Here is an 18,326-nt window from a genome sequence, read left to right as displayed (position 1 = left end):
GTTTACGCTTGCGTAGGGTGACGGTGTCAGTGAGAGAAAAAGCTTGCTGAATGAGGTCAGGAGACAGGAGGTCAGCGAGGCTTTGAACTTCATCGGGGGCAGTGAGATTGATAATACCGAGAGCTTGTGAAAGTTCCATTTAAAAAGGGTCCATGATGAGCATGAACCCTTTTTACACGAGCCACCGGATCGGTCAACTGATCCTTAAACGATCGGCATTAGGCCATCTGGCCCCTTTGTCATCTTTGCTGCAAACCTAAACCGGTCATTTACGGATAGAGAAGGTCACTGCCAGACGCGCTGGCGCGGCATGCGTAGAGGTGTGTGTATGGGAAACTTGCGCCGTTTCAACGCACACCATGGTTTTATATCCGTCATCCGGCATATCAGCCATGCTCACCGACAGTGCAGAACCCGGATTCCAGGCCACCACATCGGCGTTATTTTCATGTGCGACAACCAGCGTACGTTTCAGAACCGGATCAACGATTTCGCTGGTGGCTTGCGGCTGGGTGTAGATGCGGTCAGTCTGGCCCGTGAAGGTCAGATCACCGTCTTCCTGCTTGGCTTTTGCGCCATCGACTTTATCAATAAAGCTGTTGCCCAGGCCTTTAATAGTGACATCGGCGATGTCGCCAATGTTGAAATAGGTGTGCAGGGCGCTGTTGGCTTCGAAATCACCGGTTGATTCCAGCTCGATGTGGCAGGTTGCGCCGAGCGTGAAGCGTGCCGTCAGCGTGAATGCATGCGGCCATAATTCCAGTGTTTCAGGGGAGCTTTTCAGCGTTAAGGTCAGTACCACATTTTCGTCAGTTTCTTTGTGGTCAGTCAGTTCCCAGGCAACGTTGCGTGCAAAACCGTGTGAGGGTTTGCCCGCCGGACCAAACCACGGCCAGCAGATAGGGATACCGCCACGAATCGCAACGCCTTCTTTGAACGCGCTGGCGCTGCTCATCCATAGCACCGGCTCTTCGCCTTCAGGCTGCCATGCCAACAGATGTGCACCTTGCAGGGCAATGGCAGCACGTACTTTCGGATGAGTCACCACGAGTACCGGCAGTTCGTCCACAAGACGCTGGCTGACGGAGGTAGAGATTTGGTTTACGATCGGAAGAGAAAAGAGTTGTTCTGTCATTATCTAAAATCCTGTCAGGGTTAAACAATTACGATTTTGAACCAAGACTACACATGAACCAAACCCGTCTGTTTGATCGCACTCATGTGCTGATAAAAAAGTGCATCCGACAGAAAGCAAAAGGGCGACTTGCGTCGCCCTTCAATCAGTTCATTCACATAACCAATTATTTGGAAACGTGAGCGATCAGATCCAATACTTTGTTTGAATAGCCAGTTTCGTTGTCGTACCAGGAAACCAGTTTCACAAAGTTGTCGTTCAGCGCGATACCTGCTTTCGCATCGAATACGGAAGTCAGTTTTTCGCCGTTGAAGTCGGTAGATACTACGTCGTCTTCGGTGTAGCCCAGAACGCCTTTCAGATCGCCTGCTTCAGAAGCTGCTTTGATTACTGCGCAGATTTCTTTGTAAGACGCTGGTTTTTCCAGACGTGCAGTCAGGTCAACAACAGAAACGTTAGGAGTAGGAACGCGGAACGCCATACCCGTCAGTTTACCGTTCAGAGCTGGGATAACTTTACCTACTGCTTTAGCAGCACCGGTAGAAGAAGGGATGATGTTCTGGGATGCGCCGCGGCCGCCGCGCCAGTCTTTGTGAGACGGGCCATCAACGGTTTTCTGAGTTGCGGTAGTTGCATGAACAGTGGTCATCAGTGCTTCAACGATACCGAAGTTGTCGTTGATAACTTTAGCCAGTGGTGCCAGGCAGTTAGTGGTGCAAGATGCGTTAGAAACGATTTCCTGACCTGCGTATTCTTTATGGTTAACACCCATAACGAACATTGGGGTGTTGTCTTTAGAAGGACCAGTCAGAACAACTTTCTTAGCGCCTGCAGTGATGTGCTTACGAGCAGTCGCATCATCCAGGAACAGACCAGTAGCTTCAGCTACAACGTCAACGTTAACTTCATTCCATTTCAGGTTAGCTGGGTCACGCTCAGCGGTAACACGGATGGTTTTGCCGTTAACAACCAGGTGACCGTCTTTAACTTCAACAGTACCGTTGAAACGACCATGAGTTGAGTCGTACTTCAGCATGTATGCCATGTAGTCCGCGTCCAACAGATCGTTGATTGCTACGATCTCAATGTCAGAACGTTCTTGAGCAGCACGGAAAACAATGCGACCGATACGGCCAAAACCGTTGATACCTACTTTGATAGTCATATATTCCACCAGCTATTTTTTTAGTGAATAAAAGGTTGGTTGTAAAATTACAAAAACCTTGCTGAGCGTCAAGCGGAATCGTGTCAATTATTGCTGTAAGTCAAAGCGACGACCTACTCTTGCTCGCTTATTGCACGTTCCGTTTTTAAATCGGCTCACAACCACATGGGGGCGAAAAACAGAATATAAAGAGCCGGAAGATCAGGAGTGTGATCGCCATCACAAGTTGCAAGCTGGCTAACGCTGATGCCATACAGTTTAGGACAAAACGGGCAGACTCGTTGTTAATTTTTTGTTATTATAAACTGTTATTTAAGTTGATTTTTATATTCGTCAGAGAACGAGAATCATGAGCATTGAAGCCAAATCTTCCCCTACACTTGACCAACTCACTGAAATTCAACGTTATGTCACGCAGGAGCACGGAACAGAACCTCCGTTCTCCGGAAAGTTGCTGCACAACCGCCGCGAAGGGATTTATCATTGCGTGGTCTGTGAGTCAGCGCTGTTCTACTCCGATACCAAATACGATTCCGGCTGTGGCTGGCCAAGTTTTTATCAGCCAGTTAACCCTGATGCGATCAAATATCTCACTGATAATTCGCATAAAATGGCGCGTGTCGAAATCCGCTGCTCCCGCTGTGAAGCTCATCTGGGGCATGTTTTCCCGGATGGCCCGAAACCGACAGGTGAACGTTACTGCATAAACTCTGCCTCAATGAGCTTTACTGATGGCAAAAGTGGCAATAAAACCCGCGGTTAGTTCGCAAGAAAATGGTGATGTAATTTTACCGACAAAATCGATTCAGCTATTATTCAAAACCGTTTGAATAATACAGATGAACACAAGGTGCTCAGATGGAAATTAATCAACTTATTGATGTAATGACGCCGGAAATTTACGCACGTCTCGCGCAGGCAGTTGAACTCGGAAAGTGGCCGGACGGTGTCGCGCTGACGCCGGAACAGAAAGAGCACAGCCTGCAGGCCGTGATGCTGTATCAGTCGCGTCACAATGTTGATGCCCAGCACATGAGCATTGGCACGGACGGGCAGATTGTCACCAAAAGCAAGCAGGAACTGAAACAGCAATTTACGCAGGATACGCTGATTAAACTGAAGCCGGAGTAAGTGGGCGGGTTGCGAAAGTGCTGTTTGCTGATAAAGGCGCTGAAGCGCCTTTATCAGGTCAGACGGGAAGACAAATTCAGCCTGTTACTGCCTCAGAGGTACTGATTTTTGCCCCTGCTTTACGCATCGCTTCAACCGCTTCAGCACTGTCTTCGGGTTGCAGATTGACGCCACGGCAACCGTCGGTCAGCAGTGTCACCTGATAACCTTGCTCCAGCGCATCCAGCACCGTGAATTTCACACAGTAATCCGTCGCCAGCCCCATCACATACACATGTGTAATCTGCGCCGCTTTCAGCCAGTCATTGAGCATCGTAGCAGCACGATGTCCGTTATCGAAAAACGCACTGTAACTGTCGATGTCAGGATTGGTGCCTTTCTGCACCACAAAATCCACCTGCGGCAGATTCAGCCCCGGGTGAAATTCAGCGCCCGGTTCACGCTGAACGCAGTGAACCGGCCACCAGACTTGAGGCAGACCGTTCAGTTCGCCCGACGTCCAGGGCTCCGCGTGGGAATTCACCGCAAAGCTGCGATGTCCCGCCGGATGCCAGTCCTGCGATGCCACCACGGCGATGTCATGGCTTTTACACCATGTCATCATCTTATTGGCAACCGCAATCGTGGCGTCGCCGTCAGTCACGGCCAGCGCGCCGCTGCGACAAAAATCATTTTGCAGATCGACCAGCAACAAAGCAGATTTCATATCGCCCTCTTATTTATTCGGTGAGTTCGCCGCGCAGGTTTTGCTGCATCAGTTCGCGGATTTCCTCGGGAGTGTGTGACTGGCTGAGCAGATAATGCAACTTGGTCAGTGCCGCTTCCACGGTCATATCAAAGCCGCTGATCACACCGGAATGGGCGAGGGCGTTGCCGGTGGCATAGCCGCCCATGTTGACGCGCCCTGAAATACATTGCGTCAGATTAACCACCACAATGCCGCGCTCAGATGCGTCTTTCAGCACTTTCAGCAGGTCGCCTTTTTGCGGGGCGTTACCGACACCGTAGGAGCGCAGGATCAGCGCTTTTACCGGTTGCATCAGGAAGTTTTGTACCACTTCGGCGGAAATGCCCGGGTAGATCGTTACCACGCCGATCGGTTGTGGCGTGATGTGATGCACTTTCAGCTTCGCCGCAGGCACTTCAGGCAGTGACGGCGTGGAAAGTCGGCGGATGTGGATCCCGGCTTCCAGCAGCGGCGAAAGGTTCGGTGAGGCAAAGGCATCGAAACCATCTGCGTGCGCTTTGGTGCTGCGGTTGCCGCGATACAGACGGTTGTTGAAGAACAGGGTGACTTCGTTGACCGGATGATTCGCGGCGATATACAGCGAGTTCAGCAGGTTGATCTGACCATCAGAACGCAACGCTTCAAGCGGAATCTGTGACCCTGTCACAATCACCGGTTTGCTCAGATTTTCCAGCATGAACGACAGTGCAGAAGCGGTGAATGCCATGGTGTCGGTGCCGTGCAGGATAACAAAACCGTCGTAGTCGTCGTAATGCGCCTGAATATCGTCGGCGATGTGCTGCCAGTCTTCCGGCGTCATGTCGGAGGAATCCATCAGAGGCGCGTATTCCTGAATGGTAAATTCAGGCATCTCAGGGCGATGGAATTCAGGCATCAGCGCCAGCTGACGTTGTAAATGGCCGGACACCGGAATGTAACCCTGTTCAGAACGCTGCATACCGATTGTGCCGCCGGTATAGGCAACGTAAATAGATTTTTTAGTCATCGAAGATGTTCTTTTTTAGAAAGGTGAAAGCAACTGCGCTAAGTATAAAGGCTTCGTGGCTGACGTCCCACCCTAAAAAAGCCCGGAGTTCTCAGCAAGAAGCTCCGGGCTGTGCATTAAGGCGATTCTTTATCCCACATTATCCCAAAACGGAACGTTACTTCACATCACCACAGGTCAGGCAGAGTGCGTAACGGTTCTGCGGATCGTTCATGTTGCTGAACAGGTCAGCCTGTGATTTCAGCGCCATGGCCATTTTGCTCACCGGCGCAGGCAGATACGCCTGGATTGCCGCTGGCAACATAGCGTGGACCGATGCGCTGACCTGCGAGAATACCAGGTCGCTCAGGCTTGGCTCGCTGACATACCAGTTCAGTTGCCATTTTGGCAGTTTGGCCAGTTCAGCGGCTTTCTTCACAGCGTCATCGAAATCACCCAGCTCATCAACCAGGCCATTGGCTTTGGCATCTGAACCGATCCACACGTGGCCCTGGGCGATCTGGTCGATCTGCTCAGGCGTTTTGTGGCGTGAATCGGCAACCAGACCGAGGAAGGTTTTATAACCGTTCTCGATATTGAGTTGCATCATCTGCGAGAACTCCGGCGGCAGCGCTTTGGTGGAAGCGATATCCGCCAGCGGTGACGTTGCCACGCCGTCGGTATGCACACCCGCGTAATCGAGCGTGTTCTGGTACGTGTTGATTACACCAAAGATACCGATGGAGCCGGTGAGAGTGCTCGGGCTGGCGATGATGTAGTTGGCTGGTGTTGAAATCCAGTAACCGCCGGATGCCGCCATACCGCCCATTGAAACCACAACCGGTTTACCTGCGGCTTTCGCAGCCGCGAGTTCGGAACGGATCACTTCAGAAGCGCTGACGCTGCCGCCCGGGCTGTTAACGCGCAAGACAATCGCTTTCACTTTCGGATCCAGACGGGCATCACGAATTTGCTGTGCCGTGGTGTCGCCACCGACTGCGCCCGGTTGTTCTTCACCGTCGTTAATTGCACCGGTGGCAAAGATCACCGCGATTTGCGGATCGTTGTTGTCCGGTTTTGGCTTCGGCGAATAATCGTAAATGCTGGTGTAATTAAAGTCTTTGGTGTCTTTGTTCCAGCCAAAGGCTTTCACCATCTCGTTGTCGGCTTCGGTGCGTGACGCCAGTGCATCAACCAGCTTGGCTTTCAGCGCATATTGCGCCATATCACCGCCGGTTGCCTGCATACCCGCCAGCACGCCCGCCGCACCCGGGAACAGTTGTTCGGGCGTGATCTGACGGTTGGCTGACACGGTATTGAGATAGTTGGTCCACAATCCGCCAATCCAGCGGCTGTCTGCCTCACGGGCGTCAGGAGACATATCATCACGGATCAATGGCTCAACGGCAGATTTATAGGTTCCGACGCGGAAGATATTGGTGGTGACTTTCAGCTTATCCAGCAGGGATTTGTAATACAGATTGTTAGTGGCAAAACCGTGAAGATCGACCGCGCCCTGCGGCGACAGATAGATTTTGTTGGCGTAACTGGCCAGATAATATTGTGACTGGTTATAGCTGTCGCCGATGGCGTAAACCGGTTTGCCTGCATCGCGGAATTCACGCAGCGCTTTACCGATGTACTGCAGTGAAGACTGGTCGGTGCCGGTGAAATCGGTCAGCTGTAACACAATCCCGGTAACGTTTTTGTCGTCTTTAGCGGAGCGGATGGTCTCGACGAGATCAAACAGCGAGTTCTCCTGCAAGCGGCTGCTCGACGTGCCCAGCAATTCGCGGCCCCACTGACGGACTTTATTATTGACGGAAGGCTTGTCGACCACTGAGCCGCTGAGATCAACCAGCAGTGCACCTTGGGTCGTTTCGACAGGCTTGTCCTGCACGGCATACCAGATGCCAACACCAGCCAGAATAATGAGAATAAGGAATACGTTGAGAATGAATTCTCTGACGAAATTAAGAAGACGCCAGGTCCACTTAAAAAAACCGGCGATAATTCGCCACAATGTGCGCATGGTCTCTCCAACAAGACAGATAAGTCCCGCTATCCTAATGACCCGCCAGAAAAATGTCAGCTTTAAATCATGTCAGAGTTTGGCAGTGATGCATTATCTGAAAGCCAGTTGACCGTTGGAAAAAGGCGTTACGATTATGTTAACGTAATTCAAATAGCAATTATTCTCAGGAGAATATCATGGACGCTTTGGACTTATTACTTAACCGCCGTTCTGCTTCCCGCCTGGCTGCACCGGCACCGGCCGGTGAAGCGCTGCAAAACATCATCCATGCGGGTATGCGCGCCCCGGATCACGGTGCCCTGCAACCCTGGCGTTTTGTCATTGCTGAAAACGACGGCCTGACCCGTTTCAGTGAGGTGCTGCGCGCGGCCGCCATAAAAGACGGCGCGGATGAAAAAGCCATTGAGAAAGCCACGCAGGCGCCATTGCGCGCACCGCAAATTATTACCGTGATTGCCGTGTGCAAAGAAAGTCCTAAAGTACCGCAATGGGAACAGTTGCTTTCCGCCGGTTGTGCGGTTCATGCCATGCAGATGGCTGCACTGGCGCAGGGTTTTAACGGCATCTGGCGTACCGGCGCGTGGACTGATCATCCGGACGTACGCAAGGCATTCAAATGTGGTGAAAACGATAAAATCGTCGGTTTCCTGTATCTCGGTACACCGCAACTGAAAGCCAGTTTGCAGGTGATCCCGGCCGACAGCACGCCATTCGTCACGCATTTGTAAAATCAGACCGCTCACTTATCAACCGGTTTTGATCGGCCTTTTCCGATTAAACCGGTTTTTTGCTGCCTAAATGAGCGACCGCCGTCGCGGATCCTTGTAACCATCTTACTAATTACGCCGTCAGCGGCTAACATAGCCACTCTGCATGATGAGGACGTAGTGAAATGAAGGGTGGGATAATGGAAATCTTTGTCGCGATTACACCGCAAACAGGTGCCTGTTGATGCGTCTGTTCATTGCCGAAAAACCCAGCCTTGCCCGCGCGATTGCGGATGTCCTGCCGAAACCTCATCGCCGGGGCGATGGTTATATTGCCTGTGGCAACGATCAGGTGGTGACCTGGTGCGTCGGCCACTTACTCGAACAGGCGCAGCCCGATGCCTACGACAGCCGCTTTGCGCGCTGGTCGCTCGCCGATTTGCCGATCATTCCTGAAAAGTGGCAGCTTCAGCCGCGTTCTTCCGTCGCCAAACAACTCAACGTGATTAAACGCTTATTGCTCGAGGCCTCGCAGGTTGTCCACGCCGGTGACCCGGATCGCGAAGGGCAGTTGCTGGTGGATGAAGTGCTGGATTATCTCGAACTGACGCCGGAAAAACGTCACGCGACCCAGCGCTGCCTGATTAACGATCTCAACCCGCAGGCCGTCGAGCGTGCTATTGAGCGGTTGCGCGACAACCGTGATTTTATTCCGCTGTGTGTTTCCGCGCTGGCCCGCGCCCGTGCCGACTGGCTTTACGGCATCAATATGACCCGCGCCTACACCATTCTGGGGCGCAACGCCGGTTACAACGGCGTGCTCTCCGTCGGACGCGTACAGACCCCGGTTCTCGGGCTGGTGGTCCGTCGCGATGAAGATATCGAAAACTTCGTGCCGAAAGATTTCTTTGAAGTAAAAGCGCATATCGTCACGCCTGCCGAAGAGCGTTTTGTGGCGCTGTGGCAGCCCAGTGATTCCTGCGAGCCGTATCAGGATGAAGAAGGGCGATTACTGCACCGTCCGCTGGCCGATCATGTCGTGGCGCGTATTGCCGGACAACCGGCGATGGTCACCGGCTATAATGACAAGCGTGAGAATGATATTGCGCCGCTGCCGTTTTCACTCTCCACATTGCAGATTGAAGGCTCTAAAGCCTTCGGGCTGAGTGCTCAGCAAATTCTTGATATCTGTCAGAAATTGTATGAAACGCACAAATTGATTACGTATCCGCGTTCGGATTGCCGATATCTGCCAGAAGAGCATTTTGCCGGGCGTCATGCCGTGCTGAATGCCATTGGCGTTCACCGGCCTGACCTGATGCCACAACCGGCAGTGGATACCGATTTACGTAACCGTTGCTGGGATGACAAAAAGGTTGATGCGCACCATGCGATTATCCCGACGGCGCGCAGCAGTAACGTCAACCTGACGGATGACGAACGCAAAATTTACGGTCTGGTGGCGCGCCAGTATCTGATGCAGTTCTGCCCGGATGCGGTTTACCGCAAATGTGTTATCGACCTGGATATCGCGGGCGGTAAATTTATCGCCAAAGCGCGTTTTCTGGCCGAGGCGGGCTGGCGCACGTTGCTGGGCAGTAAAGAACGCGACGAGGAAAACGAAGGCACGCCGCTGCCGGTGGTGGCCAAAGGTGACGAACTGTTGTGCGAGCGCGGAGAAGTGGTTGAACGCCAGACCCAGCCGCCGCGGCCTTTTACCGATGCTACATTGCTTTCCGCCATGACCGGGATTGCGCGTTTTGTGCAGGATAAAGAACTGAAAAAAATCCTGCGTGCGACAGATGGATTAGGTACGGAAGCAACGCGTGCCGGGATTATCGAGCTGCTGTTCCGCCGCGAATTTTTGTATAAGAAAGGGCGCTATATTCATTCCAGCGATACCGGCCGCGCGCTGATCCACTCGCTGCCGGACATCGCCGCCCGCCCGGATATGACCGCTGACTGGGAATCCACGCTGACGCGTATCAGTGAAAAGAGCTGCCGTTATCAGGATTTCATGCAACCGCTGGTCGCGACGTTGCAGAATCTCATCATGCAGGCCAAAACGAACCGGGTGTCTTCGGCATTCCGCAGTCTGCCTTCCAAACCGGCGGGCGCTGTGGCGAAAGGCAAAAGCGCCCCTAAACGCCGCAAAGCGAGTACCAAAGGGAAGGAAGCAAACAGTGATGAATAATGTTTTTATCCGTAAAGTTCTGATGGCAGCGCTGATCAGTTCCGCGTTGCTGGCTGCACCGGCGATGGCGAACCGCAGCAATATCGGCAACGGTACGGATGTCGTTGTGCCATTGCCGCCGCAAATCTGGCAGAACAGCGGCAACAACAATAACAGCGCGCCAACCTGCCACAATTGCTGTATCTACAACAACCAGAGTTACAGCGAGGGGGCCGTTGTCACGGCAGACAGCGTGGTCCTGCAGTGTTCCCGTGATCCGAATGTGGTGGGCACCAACGAACTCAAATGGCAAGTGTTGAAGAAATAACGCTTTCTTAAAATGTTCAGACAAAAAAGGCGCGAAACTGGCAACAGTCCGCGCCTTTTTATTTGCCATGATCGCTAACCGGCAAATTTTGCCAGATAAGCTTGTGCCAGCGGGATATCCGCCGGTGCCAGTTCAAACGACAGCACCTCATCCGGCGTTACCCAACAGATTTCAGAGTGACACTGTAACCTAATCTCGCCGGTAAACCCGCTGACCCGCCAGCCATGCAAACGAATTAACCGTTCAGACTGTTGCACAACGCTGGTGGCGATGAAATCTTCCACCGTGGCAGTGATGCCCATTTCTTCCTGCAACTCGCGCACTAATGCAGCAGGCTGGCTTTCCCCGGCTTCGACTTTGCCGCCGGGAAATTCCCACAAACCGGCCTGATCGCCGGACGCATCCCGACGGGCAAGCAGCAATTTGCCCTCGCGCTCAATCAGGGCGGCGACCACATCAATCGTTTTCATGGTCATTACTTCAGGTCGAACGTCGCCCAGATTGGCGCATGGTCAGACGGCCTTTCCATCCCGCGGATATCGTAATCAATCCCGGTGGCGATACAACGCGCGGCCAGCGGCGTGCTCGCCATGATCAGATCAATACGCAGACCACGGTTTTCATCAAAGCCGCGTGAACGGTAATCAAACCACGAGAATTTATCAGCGGTGTCGGGGTTGGCGGCACGGAAGGTGTCGATCAGACCCCAACCTTTCAGGCGATCCATCCACTCACGTTCTTCCGGCAGAAACGAACATTTACCGGTGCGCAGCCAGCGTTTGCGACTGTCTTCGCCGATACCAATGTCCAGATCGGTCGGGCTGATATTCACATCGCCCATCACCACGACCGGATTGTTCACCGACAAACTGGCGGTCAGGTAATCCTGCAAATCACGGTAAAACTTCTCTTTTGCCGGGAATTTAGTCGGGTGGTCGCGGCTTTCACCCTGCGGGAAGTAACCGTTGATGACCGTCAGAATGCCTTGTGGCGTTTCGATATCGGTCATGATGATGCGGCGCTGAGATTCTTCATCATCACCGGGGAAACCACGGCGTACAGCGACGGGTTCTTGCTTGGTCAGCATGGCAACGCCGTAATGGCCTTTTTGCCCGTGATAAAACACGTGATACCCGTGCTGGCTGACTTCTTCCAGCGGGAACATATCGTCATGCACCTTGGTTTCTTGTAAACCAATAACGTCAGGCTGGTGCTGTTCGATTATTGCCGCAAGCTGATGTGGACGTGCGCGCAATCCATTGATATTAAAGGAGACGAACTTCATAGTCGGGAACCATTTGGCGATGAAATCAGAAGGGCGATAGTAGCAGAAAAAGGCGGGATGGCGAAACCAACATGTGCCGGATGCTGTCAGCAGAAATCACTATGAAAGCAAAATCCTTACCCGATCATCATGGCAGTCAGATGTCATTCAGCGAATTATTTTGTCAACTTTTCGTGACAGTCTCTTCTTCCGGTGTACATGAAAGAGTATTATGCCTGCAGCGATTTCCGCACCGGCAGAAAAAGGTCAACACTGATGCGTCTGGAAGTTTTTTGCGAAGACCGCCTGGGTCTCACCCGTGAACTCCTCGATTTACTGGTTTTACGCAGTATTGATTTACGCGGTATCGAGATTGCCTCGATTGGCCGTATTTACCTGAATTTTTCCCAACTGGATTTTGATACTTTTCGCGCCCTGATGGCTGAAATCCGCCGCATCGACGGCGTGACGGACGTCCGTACCGTGTCGTTCATGCCTTCCGAACGGGAGCATCGTGCGTTACGCGCTTTACTGGTTTCCATGCCGGAACCGGTTTTTTCCATTGATATGAAAGGCAAGGTCGAGCAGGCCAATCCGTCGGCGATGGCATTGTTTGAACTTGATGAAGACAAAATCCGCAATGTGACAGCAGCGAATCTGATCACCGGTTACAACGTCACGCGCTGGCTGGAAAGCGAAAATGCCCAGCCACACACCGAACGTATTGTGATCCGCAGCCAGGATTTCCTGATGGATCTCACGCCAATACATGTGGATGACGAAGACGAAAAAGGCGGAATTGCCGGCGCCGTCGTCATGCTCAAATCGGCTGCCCGCATGGGACGTCAGTTGCAGGATCTGACTGTTAACGATGACAGTGAGTTTGACCACATCGTCGCAGTCAGCACCAAAATGCGTCACGTTTTGGATCAGGCGCGTAAACTTGCCATGCTGGATGCGCCGCTGCTGATTGTCGGTGATACCGGCACCGGTAAAGATTTACTGGCGCATGCCTGCCATCTGCGCAGTGCACGCGGCAAAAAACCTTTCCTCGGTCTGAACTGTGCGTCGCTGCCGGATGACGTCGTAGAAAGTGAGCTGTTTGGCTACGCGGCAGGCGCTTATCCGAATGCGCTGGAAGGCAAAAAAGGCTTCTTTGAACAGGCTAACGGCGGCTCCGTGCTGCTCGATGAGATCGGTGAAATGTCGCCGAGAATGCAGATCAAACTGCTGCGCTTCCTCAATGACGGTACGTTCCGTCGCGTGGGTGAAGAGCACGAAGTGAAAGTGGATGTCCGCGTGATGTGCGCCACTCAGAAAAACCTGGTGGAACTGGTGCAGCGCGGCGAGTTCCGTGAGGATCTGTATTACCGTCTGAACGTGCTGAGCCTGACACTGCCACCGCTGCGTGACCGTCCTGCGGATGTGATGCCGCTGACTGAACTGTTCGTGGCGCGTTTCTCGGATGAACAGGGGATGCCGCGTCCGAAACTGTCTTCACAGCTGGCGAATTACCTGACGCACTACGGCTGGCCGGGCAACGTCCGCCAGTTGAAAAATGCCATTTATCGTGCGCTGACGCAACTGGAAGGCGGAGAGCTACGCCCGCAGGACATCGTTCTGCCGGACTTTGACGCTGAAGTGACGATAGGTGAGGAAGCACTGAACGGTTCGCTTGACGACATCAGCAAACGTTTCGAACGCTCCGTGCTGACCCGGCTTTACCGCACTTATCCGAGCACGCGTAAACTGGCGAAACGTCTGGGCGTCTCACACACGGCTATTGCTAACAAACTGCGCGAATATGGCCTCAGCAGTCGTCGTGGCGAAACGGGCGACAGCGACGAGTAATTCCCGGTTCAGAAATTATGCACAATAAAAAAGCAACGGATTACGCCGTTGCTTTTTTTTATCTGCTAAGAAGTGATTATTTCAGCACAGCCAGCGCAGATTCATAGTCAGGCTCAGTGGTGATTTCATTCACCAGCTCGCTGTACAACACGTTATCCTGACCATCCAGCACCACAACCGCACGGGCAGTCAGACCGGACAACGCGCCATCGGTAATGCCCACGCCGTATTCGGATTTGAAATCACCGCCACGCAGGGTGGACAGGGTAATCACGTTGGACAGGCCTTCCGCGCCGCAGAAACGGGACTGTGCGAAGGGCAGATCAGCAGAAATGCACAGCACCACAGTGTTGTCGATGTCAGCCGCCAGTTGGTTGAATTTGCGGACGGACGTGGCGCAAACGCCGGTATCGATGCTTGGGAAAATGTTCAGGACTTTACGTTTGCCCGCGAAGCTGCTCAGGCTGACATCAGAAAGATCTTTAGCGACCAGGGTGAAAGGCTTAGCAACATCGCCTTTCTGAGGGATTTTGCCTGCAACGCTAACCGGGTTGCTTTGAAAGTGTACTGTCTGGGTCATGATTATTTCCTATTTCCATTTGAGTCAAACGGCTTTCAGTTTAGGGGAACAATGCTATGTTGGATATAGATTATTTGTTAATAAGTTGTATGTATTGATTGTATCCCGCAGGGCGCATTTCACTATTGGAGACGCTATGAGAAGTATTCGCTTTTATCCTGAAGCCTGGCCGTTACATACGCCGTTTGTGATCTCCCGTGGCAGCCGCACTGAAGCGCGGGTGGTGGTGGTCGAAATAGAAGAAAGCGGCATTCGCGGCGTCGGGGAATGCACGCCGTATCCGCGTTATGACGAGAGCGAAACCTCGGTAATGGCACAAATCGCCAGCGTCGTTACCGCTATAGAACAGGGTGCCAGCCGCGAAAAACTGCAACAGATACTTCCGGCAGGCGCCGCCCGCAATGCGCTGGACTRTGCGCTGTGGAACCTTGAATCCCAGACCAGTGGACTGAATTTATGGCAACTGACCGGCACTGAACCGCTGCCTTCCATCAGCATGGCGCAGACAGTAAGTATCGGTTCGCCGGAAGCGATGGCGGAAGCGGCGCTGGCCTTGCAGCAAAAGGGGGCGACTCTGCTGAAAATCAAACTTGATGACCGCCTGATTGCCGAACGGCTGGTGGCGGTGCGTGCCGCCGTGCCGAACGCCTCGCTGATTATCGATGCTAATGAAGCCTGGCTAAGTGACGGACTGGCGGCTCGCTGTCAGTTGCTGGCTGACCTCGGCATTCTGATGCTTGAACAGCCGCTGCCTGCCGGTGAGGATTCGGTACTGGAAAACTTTATCCACCCGCTGCCGATTTGCGCTGACGAAAGCTGTCATACGGTTGAAGGCTTACCGGCGCTGAAAAACCGCTATGACATGGTGAACATTAAACTGGATAAAACCGGTGGACTCACCGGTGCACTGGTGCTGGCAGAAGCCGCGCGTGAACAGGGTTTTGAGATTATGCTCGGCTGCATGTTGTGCACGTCACGGGCGGTTCGCGCAGCATTACCGCTGACGGCGGGGGCTAAGTTTATTGACCTTGATGGCCCGACCTGGCTGGCTCAGGACGTCGAACCGGCCATGAAATTTCACTGCGGTGGCATTGACGTTGCCGGTTCGGACTGACTTCGCCCGGCTTTTTATTCACCAAACCCGGCGGTTTTGTGCGCGAAGGCAAATCTGTAATGATTTCTTATAGGGAATTATTACCGGTAATGATAAAACTCGTGAATGTTTCAGGGCGTAGCCCTTTGTCAGTTCAGGAGAATTTATGCTGCAGGGAAATCCATTTCCGCTTTTATCGTATTCCGTATGCGCTGTGCTGGCGGCGCTGACTGCCAGTCAGGCTATCGCCGCTCAGGTTCCTGCCGGTTCCCAGCTCGCGACAAAACAGGAAATTGTCCGTCACATTAAAGACGAACCCGCCTCACTGGATCCGGCAAAAGTTGTCGGCCTGCCGGAAGCGCAGGTGGCGCGTGATTTATTCGAAGGGCTGGTGAATCAGGACGCCACCGGGAAAAATATTCCGGGCGTGGCGGAAAGCTGGCAAAACCAGAACAATCAGGTATTCCTGTTCACTTTACGCAAAGACGCCAAATGGTCGAACGGCGATCCGGTGACCGCACAGGATTTTGTCTATAGCTGGCAGCGTCTGGTGGATCCGAAAGGGTCATCATCCGGCGCGTGGTTTGCCGGGCTGGCCGGCATTGCTAATGCGGATGCGATTATCGCCGGGAAAATGCCGGTGGATAAACTGGGTGTGACCGCCGTCAGCCCGACGCTTTTACGCGTTACTCTGGATAAACCGGTGCCTTATTTCGTCAGTCTGCTGGCGAATTTCAGCCTGTTCCCGGTGCATAAAGCCACTGTTGAAAAATACGGTGATGAATGGACCAAACCGGGCAATCTGGTGGGTAACGGCGCGTATGTGCTGAAAGACCGCGTGGTCAATGAAAAGCTGGTGCTGGAACCGAACCCGTATTACTGGGATCATGCCCGCACGGTGCTGACGAAAGTCACCTTCGTGCCGATCAACAAAGAATCCAACGCCACGAAACGTTATCTGGCCAATGATATCGACATCACCGAGTCCTTCCCGAAAGACCAGTACAAAAAATTGCTGCACGATTTGCCGGGGCAGGTTTACACGCCGTATCAGCTCGGCACTTATTATTACGCCTTCAATACCCGCCGTGCGCCGACCGACGACGTCCGGGTGCGTCAGGCGCTTTCACTGAGTATTGACCGTAAAATTATTGCTGAAAAAGTGCTGGGCACGGGCGAAAAACCGGCGTGGCGCTTTACGCCGGATGTGACCAACGGCTTTAAACCGGCTGAAAGTGAGCTGCAGCAATATTCACAGGAAGAACTGAACGCACAGGCGAAAAGTCTGCTGGCGGCGGCCGGTTACGGCCCGTCAAAACCGCTGCATCTGACGCTGCTGTACAACACTTCGGAAAGCCATCAGAAGATTGCCATCGCAGTGGCATCGATGTGGAAAAAGACGCTGGGTGCCGATGTGAAACTGGTGAATCAGGAATGGAAAACGTACATCGACAGCCGCAACACCGGTAATTTCGATGTGATCCGCGCGTCCTGGGTCGGCGATTACAACGAAGCCTCGACGTTTCTGTCGCTGCTGACGTCCACACATAACGGCAACATCAGCAAATTCAGCAATGCGGAATACGATAAAGTCATCAGTGACGCCAGCCGTGAAACCAGCGAAGCGCGCCGCAATAATGACTACAACAAAGCCGAGCAGATTATTACCGGGCAGGCACCCATTGCGCCGATTTATCAGTACACCAACGGCCGTCTGATCAAACCCTGGGTGAAAGGCTATCCGATTAATAACCCGGAGGATGTGGCTTACAGTCAGGAAATGTACATCCTCAGACATTGATATTTCTGACGTAAAAAAGCGCCCGCAGTGAATAGCTGCGGGCGCTTTTCTTTTATCTCATCTTTCAGTTTTTACGGCTGAACAGACGTAGCAAGAGTGCCGCACCGGCCGCAATCGTTGCCAGCGCCACCACACCCGTCCAGCCACCGGTTGCCAGCGCTTTACTGCCCAGCGCCGCACCGGCTGACATGCCGATAAACACCACGGTGAACAGCAGGGCATTCAGACGACCACGGGCTGCCGGTTCAAGGCCATACACCAGCGTCTGATGTGCCACCAGCGTGGCCTGAATACCTAAGTCAAAACCGATGGCGCTCAGCACAATCAGCGCCAGCTGAGCGTGCGGTGACAACAGCGGTAACAGGAACATCGCCGCAAAAGAAATCATCACCAGTGCAGAACCCATTTGCGTGACCCGCGCCGGGCCTTTCTTATCGGCTAACGCCCCGGCCAGCGGCGCAGCTAATGCCCCTGCTGCACCCGCCAGACCAAATGCCCCGGCCACCGCGCTGCCCAGATGGAACTGTTCGTTAAGCATAATCGCCAGCGTTGACCAGAAGGCACTGAACGCGACGGACAGCAAACCCTGAGCCAGTGCGGCATGACGCAGTGTTTTATAGTTTTTCCACAAGCCAAACATCGAGTGCAGCAGACCGGCATAACTGATACGCGTATCCGGTTTGAAACGCGGCAATACCCGCCAGAGCGCAACGCCAATCAGCGCGACGCTCAGCGCCGCCAGCTGATACATCACCCACCAGCCAAAATATTCGGCCACAAAACCACTGAGTACGCGGGAAAGCAAAATCCCGACCAGAAGACCGGTCATCACCGTGCCGACCGTTTTCCCCCGTTGTGCGGCTGGCGCCAGATGCGCCGAGGCGGGCACGATATCCTGCGCCATGGTGGCACCGATACCGGTGATCAGGCTGGCGACCAGCAAACCGTGAATGCCTGGCACAAAACCACACAGCAACAACGCAGCGGCCAGTAAAATGCTTTTCAGCAGAATAATGGTGCGGCGGTCATGGCGGTCACCCAGCGGAATGAGAAACAGAATTCCCAATGCGTAACCGGCCTGTGTGAGCGTCGGAATCAGACCGACGGATGTGGTGCTGGCTTGCAGATTACCGCCCATAATGCCGAGCATCGGCTGGCTGTAGTAAATCGAGGCGACGCTTAACCCCGCACCGGCGGCCAGTGTAAAAATGATTTTGCCCGACAGGGCGGATCCCTCAACATGGGATGTGCTGGTAAGTTCTGACATAACGTGACCCCTGAATAATAAGTTTGTAGCCGTAAGTGCGTGGAATGCATTCTTCACCCGAATGGTTATAAGTGGTAGCCTGCG

17 protein-coding genes and 1 pseudogene are annotated in these 18,326 nt (G+C 53.3%); 8 read left to right on the top strand and 10 right to left on the bottom strand.

The genetic code is table 11. The features are described from left to right. The 3 genes and pseudogenes from AC1DUO_RS01215 to gapA all read right to left on the bottom strand — a co-directional run. A pseudogene (locus AC1DUO_RS01215) lies at positions 1–139 on the bottom strand (IS4 family transposase); the annotation flags it as partial. Positions 140–265: 126 nt separating this feature from the next. Further along, positions 266–1,135, bottom strand: a complete 870-nt coding sequence (locus AC1DUO_RS01210) for a D-hexose-6-phosphate mutarotase (protein WP_448311566.1) — start codon at positions 1,133–1,135, stop codon at positions 266–268. A gap of 166 nt (positions 1,136–1,301) precedes the next feature. Continuing rightward, positions 1,302–2,300 carry a glyceraldehyde-3-phosphate dehydrogenase gene (gene gapA / locus AC1DUO_RS01205; RefSeq protein ID WP_013575362.1) on the bottom strand — a complete coding sequence of 333 codons (999 nt, stop codon included), beginning with the start codon at positions 2,298–2,300 and terminating at the stop codon, positions 1,302–1,304. Between the two features lie 349 nt (positions 2,301–2,649). Here gapA and msrB point away from each other — a divergent pair, with 349 nt between their 5' ends. Both msrB and AC1DUO_RS01195 read left to right on the top strand, forming a co-directional pair. Continuing rightward, positions 2,650–3,063, top strand: a complete 414-nt coding sequence (gene msrB / locus AC1DUO_RS01200; protein ID WP_013575363.1) for a peptide-methionine (R)-S-oxide reductase MsrB — start codon at positions 2,650–2,652, stop codon at positions 3,061–3,063. Between the two features lie 95 nt (positions 3,064–3,158). Beyond that, on the top strand, positions 3,159–3,431 hold the full coding sequence (locus tag AC1DUO_RS01195; RefSeq protein ID WP_015689892.1) for a YeaC family protein: 273 nt from the start codon (positions 3,159–3,161) through the stop codon (positions 3,429–3,431). A 76-nt stretch (positions 3,432–3,507) separates the two neighbouring features. Here the strand turns inward: AC1DUO_RS01195 and pncA are convergent, their stop codons facing one another. The 3 genes from pncA to sppA all read right to left on the bottom strand — a co-directional run bounded on the left by pncA (position 3,508) and on the right by sppA (position 7,175). Then, the gene (gene pncA / locus AC1DUO_RS01190) at positions 3,508–4,137 is read right to left on the bottom strand and encodes a bifunctional nicotinamidase/pyrazinamidase (protein ID WP_013575365.1); all 630 of its coding nucleotides are present in this window, start codon (positions 4,135–4,137) and stop codon (positions 3,508–3,510) included. 13 nt (positions 4,138–4,150) lie between these two features. Then, positions 4,151–5,164 carry an asparaginase gene (gene ansA, locus AC1DUO_RS01185; RefSeq protein WP_013575366.1) on the bottom strand — a complete coding sequence of 338 codons (1,014 nt, stop codon included), beginning with the start codon at positions 5,162–5,164 and terminating at the stop codon, positions 4,151–4,153. A gap of 157 nt (positions 5,165–5,321) precedes the next feature. Next, the gene (gene sppA / locus AC1DUO_RS01180; RefSeq protein WP_013575367.1) at positions 5,322–7,175 is read right to left on the bottom strand and encodes a signal peptide peptidase SppA; all 1,854 of its coding nucleotides are present in this window, start codon (positions 7,173–7,175) and stop codon (positions 5,322–5,324) included. A 179-nt stretch (positions 7,176–7,354) separates the two neighbouring features. Between sppA and AC1DUO_RS01175 the strand changes: the two genes are divergently transcribed. The 3 genes from AC1DUO_RS01175 (at position 7,355) to AC1DUO_RS01165 (ending at position 10,386) form a co-directional block, all read left to right on the top strand. Next, the gene (locus AC1DUO_RS01175) at positions 7,355–7,906 is read left to right on the top strand and encodes an NAD(P)H nitroreductase (protein ID WP_013575368.1); all 552 of its coding nucleotides are present in this window, start codon (positions 7,355–7,357) and stop codon (positions 7,904–7,906) included. A gap of 223 nt (positions 7,907–8,129) precedes the next feature. Continuing rightward, positions 8,130–10,079, top strand: coding sequence for a DNA topoisomerase III (locus AC1DUO_RS01170; protein WP_013575369.1), 1,950 nt, complete (start codon positions 8,130–8,132; stop codon positions 10,077–10,079). Further along, on the top strand, positions 10,072–10,386 hold the full coding sequence (locus AC1DUO_RS01165) for a DUF1496 domain-containing protein (RefSeq protein WP_013575370.1): 315 nt from the start codon (positions 10,072–10,074) through the stop codon (positions 10,384–10,386). Before AC1DUO_RS01170 ends, AC1DUO_RS01165 begins: the two co-directional genes overlap by 8 nt. Positions 10,387–10,460: 74 nt before the next feature. Here the strand turns inward: AC1DUO_RS01165 and AC1DUO_RS01160 are convergent, their stop codons facing one another. Beyond that, complete coding sequence (locus tag AC1DUO_RS01160; protein ID WP_013575371.1) at positions 10,461–10,862, bottom strand: pyrimidine (deoxy)nucleoside triphosphate diphosphatase; 402 nt, start codon at positions 10,860–10,862, stop codon at positions 10,461–10,463. Then, the gene (gene xthA, locus AC1DUO_RS01155) at positions 10,862–11,671 is read right to left on the bottom strand and encodes an exodeoxyribonuclease III (RefSeq protein WP_112152466.1); all 810 of its coding nucleotides are present in this window, start codon (positions 11,669–11,671) and stop codon (positions 10,862–10,864) included. The genes AC1DUO_RS01160 and xthA overlap by 1 nt, the downstream gene beginning before the upstream one ends. Positions 11,672–11,926: 255 nt before the next feature. Between xthA and tyrR the strand changes: the two genes are divergently transcribed. After that, the gene (tyrR, locus tag AC1DUO_RS01150; RefSeq protein ID WP_015689897.1) at positions 11,927–13,501 is read left to right on the top strand and encodes a transcriptional regulator TyrR; all 1,575 of its coding nucleotides are present in this window, start codon (positions 11,927–11,929) and stop codon (positions 13,499–13,501) included. Between the two features lie 76 nt (positions 13,502–13,577). On the opposite strand, the gene tpx is transcribed toward tyrR, so the two are convergent. Further along, the gene (gene tpx, locus AC1DUO_RS01145) at positions 13,578–14,081 is read right to left on the bottom strand and encodes a thiol peroxidase (RefSeq protein ID WP_013575374.1); all 504 of its coding nucleotides are present in this window, start codon (positions 14,079–14,081) and stop codon (positions 13,578–13,580) included. 136 nt (positions 14,082–14,217) lie between these two features. Between tpx and ycjG the strand changes: the two genes are divergently transcribed. Together ycjG and AC1DUO_RS01135 are read left to right on the top strand one after the other, a co-directional pair. Beyond that, positions 14,218–15,195: an L-Ala-D/L-Glu epimerase gene (gene ycjG / locus AC1DUO_RS01140; protein WP_477986250.1), complete on the top strand. Its 978-nt coding sequence runs from the start codon at positions 14,218–14,220 to the stop codon at positions 15,193–15,195. A 145-nt stretch (positions 15,196–15,340) separates the two neighbouring features. Then, a complete protein-coding gene (locus AC1DUO_RS01135; RefSeq protein WP_013575376.1) occupies positions 15,341–16,975 on the top strand; it encodes an ABC transporter substrate-binding protein in 1,635 nt (544 codons plus the stop codon). A gap of 64 nt (positions 16,976–17,039) precedes the next feature. Here AC1DUO_RS01135 and AC1DUO_RS01130 read toward each other — a convergent pair whose 3' ends face one another. Next, the gene (locus AC1DUO_RS01130; RefSeq protein WP_477986248.1) at positions 17,040–18,242 is read right to left on the bottom strand and encodes an MFS transporter; all 1,203 of its coding nucleotides are present in this window, start codon (positions 18,240–18,242) and stop codon (positions 17,040–17,042) included. Positions 18,243–18,326 lie beyond the last annotated feature (84 nt).

Source organism: Rahnella sp. P4_A8 (assembly GCF_056402435.1).
This window is presented reverse-complemented; position numbering and strand designations above follow the sequence as displayed.

Excerpts from the sequence above, each read along its gene's own strand:
- AC1DUO_RS01210 (WP_448311566.1), bottom strand. The coding sequence starts at position 1,135 with ATGACAGAACAACTCTTTTCTCTTCCGATCGTAAACCAAATCTCTACC.
- gapA (WP_013575362.1), bottom strand. The coding sequence starts at position 2,300 with ATGACTATCAAAGTAGGTATCAACGGTTTTGGCCGTATCGGTCGCATT.
- msrB (WP_013575363.1), top strand. The coding sequence starts at position 2,650 with ATGAGCATTGAAGCCAAATCTTCCCCTACACTTGACCAACTCACTGAA.
- AC1DUO_RS01195 (WP_015689892.1), top strand. The coding sequence starts at position 3,159 with ATGGAAATTAATCAACTTATTGATGTAATGACGCCGGAAATTTACGCA.
- pncA (WP_013575365.1), bottom strand. The coding sequence starts at position 4,137 with ATGAAATCTGCTTTGTTGCTGGTCGATCTGCAAAATGATTTTTGTCGC.
- ansA (WP_013575366.1), bottom strand. The coding sequence starts at position 5,164 with ATGACTAAAAAATCTATTTACGTTGCCTATACCGGCGGCACAATCGGT.
- sppA (WP_013575367.1), bottom strand. The coding sequence starts at position 7,175 with ATGCGCACATTGTGGCGAATTATCGCCGGTTTTTTTAAGTGGACCTGG.
- AC1DUO_RS01175 (WP_013575368.1), top strand. The coding sequence starts at position 7,355 with ATGGACGCTTTGGACTTATTACTTAACCGCCGTTCTGCTTCCCGCCTG.
- AC1DUO_RS01170 (WP_013575369.1), top strand. The coding sequence starts at position 8,130 with ATGCGTCTGTTCATTGCCGAAAAACCCAGCCTTGCCCGCGCGATTGCG.
- AC1DUO_RS01165 (WP_013575370.1), top strand. The coding sequence starts at position 10,072 with ATGAATAATGTTTTTATCCGTAAAGTTCTGATGGCAGCGCTGATCAGT.
- AC1DUO_RS01160 (WP_013575371.1), bottom strand. The coding sequence starts at position 10,862 with ATGACCATGAAAACGATTGATGTGGTCGCCGCCCTGATTGAGCGCGAG.
- xthA (WP_112152466.1), bottom strand. The coding sequence starts at position 11,671 with ATGAAGTTCGTCTCCTTTAATATCAATGGATTGCGCGCACGTCCACAT.
- tyrR (WP_015689897.1), top strand. The coding sequence starts at position 11,927 with ATGCGTCTGGAAGTTTTTTGCGAAGACCGCCTGGGTCTCACCCGTGAA.
- tpx (WP_013575374.1), bottom strand. The coding sequence starts at position 14,081 with ATGACCCAGACAGTACACTTTCAAAGCAACCCGGTTAGCGTTGCAGGC.
- AC1DUO_RS01135 (WP_013575376.1), top strand. The coding sequence starts at position 15,341 with ATGCTGCAGGGAAATCCATTTCCGCTTTTATCGTATTCCGTATGCGCT.
- AC1DUO_RS01130 (WP_477986248.1), bottom strand. The coding sequence starts at position 18,242 with ATGTCAGAACTTACCAGCACATCCCATGTTGAGGGATCCGCCCTGTCG.